Here is a 4,061-nt window from a genome sequence, read left to right as displayed (position 1 = left end):
GCAAACGCGGCGTCACGATCAGCAAACAAGGCCCCGACGGGATGAGCGCGATGACCGCCCAGCTCACCCCGGAAGCACGCGCGGTGCTCGAAGCGATCCTCGCCAAGTACGCCGCACCCGGAATGTGCAACCCCGACGACCCCCAACCGTGTACCTCCGGCACACCAACCCAAGCCCAGATCGACAACGACCACCGCAGCCTGACCCAACGCCAACACGACGCGCTGGTCGCCGTCGGACGGATCGCCCTGATGAGCGGCGAACTCGGCCGGCTCAACGGACTGCCCGTCTCGATCATCATCCGCACCACCCTGCAAGACCTGGAATCCCGCGCCGGCGTCGGCACCACCGGCGGCGGCACCGTCATGCCCATCAAGGACGTGATCCGGCTGGCCGGCCACGCCAACCACTACCTGGCCGTGTTCGACACCGCGACCGGATCGGCGCTGGATCTGTTCCGCGCCAAACGCATCGCCACCCCGGCACAGCGGATCATGCTGATCGCCCGCGACGGCGGATGCACCAAACCCTGCTGCACCGTCGGCGCCTACGGCTCCCAGGTCCACCACGTGGTCACCGACTGGGCCGACGGCGGCAACACCAACATCGACGAACTCGGCCTGGCCTGCGGACCCCACAACCGCAGCGTCGACACCGACCGCGGCTGGACCACCCGAATGAACGACCGATGCGAGGTCGAATGGATCCCACCACCGGACCTCGACACCGGCCAAGCCCGGCTCAACAACTACCACCGACCCGAACGACTCCTCCGCCCACCCGACGCCTCGGAATCCAGCCAGAACGACAGTGCGTCAACCGAACCCGCCGGCGGTGGGAAGGTCGGCGACGCGGAGCCGGGTACCCCACAGCCGGCCGACAACCCCGGCGAACCCGGCGGACCCGCACCACCAGAAGGGCAAGCGGCCTGACTGGCGGTGGATCCCACGAAGCACGCCAGAAACGGGTGTGGTTCGTAGCCGGCTATGCCGCTTCATCGGCGGGTGGCGAAGCGTTGCACCCCCGGCCCACCGACAGCCCCGCCGAGAAACGACAAAACCCGCCGACCATTGGTCGAAGCGGGCTTCGAGAGTGGAGCTAAGGGGAATCGAACCCCTGACCTACTCGATGCGAACGAGTCGCGCTACCAACTGCGCCATAGCCCCTGGTGTGCCGGTACAGGTTATCAGCCACCGGTCACCGGCAGAAATCGGTCCTCACTGCCCCGCCGCGCGCGGCAGGTCGTAGTGACGCGAGAACGGCACGTAGTCCAGGTGCTCGAACTCAGGGTCCTCGTCGTCGATCTCGAGCACCGCGGCACCGGGCCTGCGTAGCCGCGCCGGGGTGACGTCGAACTCGGCGTCGCTGGTGCTCTCGACGCCGAGCCTCGACCTGGCCAGCCGCTGGGCGCGGCGCCGGCGCAACTGCTCCTCGATGCGGGTCTGGCGGCGCAGGTAGGCCAGATAGAGCACGGTGATCGCACCCACGGCCCCGCACGCCCACCACATCGACGACGACCAGGTGAACGCCGCGACGGCGCTGGCCAGCAACAGCACGGCCATCACCGCGATGGTGCGGGCGCGGAAGCGGTATTTGCGGGCAGACACCGCGGCGGCGGTCGTCGACTCGCGGCGTCGGCGCCGCGCCTCGCTGATCGACTCCGCCATGCGCAGATCGGCTTCCGCCGGCGCGTCGGCCTCTGCAGCAGCCTCCGCCTCGGCTTCGGGCTCCGCCTCGGCCGGACCGTCGTCCTCGTACTCGTACTCGTCGTCGACCACCGAATAGACGCCGGTGTCCTCGGACGTGTCGCGCACGTCGTCCGGCGCGCCGGCATCGTCGTAATCCGGTGTGAGTTCCTCGGTTCCGGCCGAGACCGGCTCAGCCTGCTGCTGCGCCGCGGGCAGCGCACCGGAGTCCTCGACGACGTCCACGTCGAGGTAGTCGGGTTCCGCGTCTGCCGAGTCGGTGTCGGCGGCGACCATCACCACCGCGGCGCCGGGGGCCTTCTCCTCCGCGTCGAGGTCGCTGTCGAGGTCGTCCTCGGACGGTCGCCAGTCCGGGTCGCTGCGGTGCCCGGCCGCGGGGCCGCGCCGGCGCAACCGGGCACTGGCGCCGCTGTTGAGCACGCGGGTGGCCAGCGCCACGTCACTGGTGCGGCGTACCGCATCGCGCTTGCTGATCAGCATCGGAACGAGCACGAAGAGCCACAGCACGACGAGCGATATCCAGAGAAGAGATTGGGGGATGCTTGGCATGGCGCCTGCTCCTTTCCCCATCAGGCTAGGTCCGTGACCAGCGCATCCATGGGCGGCGCGCCGACACAATTACACACCTGTAATTCGCTGGAGACAAGCACCACCAGTAACACGTGTCACATCAGTAACAATCGCCGGGGGTTTCACCCCCACGCCGGACCCCGTCAGGCCCAGGAGGCACGGCCCGCGCGCACCAGCGCCGAGGCCACCGTGCCGTTCAACTCCTCGATGGTGATCGCCACCAGCAGGTGATCCCGCCAGGCGCCGTCGACGTCCAGATACCGCTTCAGCAGGCCTTCCTCCCGGAAGCCGGCCTTTGCCAGCACCGCCCGGCTGGCCCCGTTCTCGGGCCGGACGGTGGCCTCGACACGATGCAGCATCACCGGCCCGAAGCAGTGGTCGAGCCCGAGCGCCAGTGCGGCGGTGGCGACTCCGCCGCCGGTCGACTCGCGGGCCACCCAGTAGCCGATCCACGCCGACCGCAACGCGCCGTGGGTGACGTTGCCGATCGTCAGTTGGCCGGCGAACCGGCCGTCGAGTTCGATGACATACGGCAGCATGCGACCCTTACGCGCTTCCGAACGCAGGCCGGAGCACACCGAGGGCCATGACGAAACAGCATGCCGCAGTTCCCAATTCAGGTCCGCCGTCGGTTCCCACGGTTCCAGGTGGGCACGGTCGGCGAGGCGGATCCTGCTCCACTGCGCGGCATCGCGCAGCCGCACCGGACGCAGCCGCACCACACCGGCGGGGACCCGCAGCGGACCGACCACCACGGGCCAGCCGGGATGCTGCGAGCGTGAACTCAACAGGTTCATCACCGCCGCCATCTCGCGTTCAACCGCGTTGGGCCAGGAACGCGACGTCGACGATCTCGCCGGTGCGGATCTGTTCGGCTTCACTGGGAACGACGACCAGGCAGTTTGCCTCGGCCAGCGTCGCGAGCAGATGCGACGCCCCGGGCGCCCCGCCGAGCGCCTGCACGAGGTACTCGCCGGTGTCCTGGTCGCGCATCAACTGCCCGCGCAGGAAGCCCTTGCGGCCGGCCACCGAGTCGATCGGCGACAGTGCACGCGCCTGCACGATGCGCCGCATGGCCTGCCGCTTGCCGAGCGAGAGCCGGATGAGCGGGCGCACCATCACCTCGAACACGACCAGCGCGCTGACCGGATTGGCGGGCAGCAGGAACACCGGCACGCTGTCCGCGCCGAGCTGTCCGAACCCCTGCACGGAACCGGGGTGCATCGCGATGCGCGTGACCTCCATCTCGCCGAGCTCGGCCAGCACCGCCCGCACTCCCTCGGCGGCGGCCCCGCCGACCGCCCCGGCGATGACGACCACCTCGGCGCGGCTGAGCTGCCCCTCGACGACCTCGCGCAGCTTCTTCGGATCGGTGGACACGATCCCGACCCGGTTCACCTCGGCCCCGGCGTCACGGCCGGCCGCGGCCAGCGCATACGAGTTGACGTCGTAAACCTGACCGTTGCCGGGGGTGCGCGAGATGTCGACCAGCTCACCGCCGACCGACAGCACCGACAGCCGCGGCCGTGGATGCACCAGTACCCGTTCCCGCCCGACCGCGGCGAGCAGACCGACCTGCGCGGGGCCGATGATCGTGCCGGCGCGTACCGCCACGTCACCGGGTTGCACGTCGTCGCCCGTGCGGCGGACGTACGCGCCCGAGCGCACCCCGCGCAACACCCGCACACGGGCCTGAGTTGCGCCGGTGGTTGGTCGAGCGGCTGGGCCTCGCTCCGGCGACGTCCGAGCAGTAGCGGCTGCGATCGAGCGCATCCGCCGGACCGA

3 protein-coding genes, 1 tRNA gene and 1 pseudogene are annotated in these 4,061 nt (G+C 69.9%); 1 reads left to right on the top strand and 4 read right to left on the bottom strand.

Annotated features, from left to right (window positions below; genetic code table 11):
- A partial coding sequence (locus ASJ79_RS20055; protein WP_156448536.1) for an HNH endonuclease signature motif containing protein occupies positions 1–932 on the top strand: 932 nt, incomplete at its 5' end.
- A 161-nt stretch (positions 933–1,093) separates the two neighbouring features.
- On the opposite strand, the gene ASJ79_RS20050 is transcribed toward ASJ79_RS20055, so the two are convergent.
- The 4 genes and pseudogenes from ASJ79_RS20050 to glp form a co-directional block, all read right to left on the bottom strand.
- A tRNA-Ala gene (locus ASJ79_RS20050) sits at positions 1,094–1,166 on the bottom strand.
- 51 nt (positions 1,167–1,217) lie between these two features.
- On the bottom strand, positions 1,218–2,255 hold the full coding sequence (gene glpR, locus ASJ79_RS20045) for a gephyrin-like molybdotransferase receptor GlpR (RefSeq protein ID WP_067958970.1): 1,038 nt from the start codon (positions 2,253–2,255) through the stop codon (positions 1,218–1,220).
- A gap of 164 nt (positions 2,256–2,419) precedes the next feature.
- Complete coding sequence (locus ASJ79_RS20040) at positions 2,420–3,073, bottom strand: GNAT family N-acetyltransferase (protein WP_067958972.1); 654 nt, start codon at positions 3,071–3,073, stop codon at positions 2,420–2,422.
- Positions 3,074–3,092: 19 nt separating this feature from the next.
- Positions 3,093–3,968 (bottom strand): annotated as a pseudogene (gene glp, locus ASJ79_RS20035) (gephyrin-like molybdotransferase Glp); the annotation flags it as partial.
- Positions 3,969–4,061 lie beyond the last annotated feature (93 nt).

This window comes from Mycobacterium sp. NAZ190054 (assembly GCF_001545925.1).
GTDB lineage: Bacteria > Actinomycetota > Actinomycetes > Mycobacteriales > Mycobacteriaceae > Mycobacterium.
The sequence above is the reverse complement of the archived record's forward strand: the minus strand, read 5'-3'. Positions and strand labels throughout refer to the sequence as shown.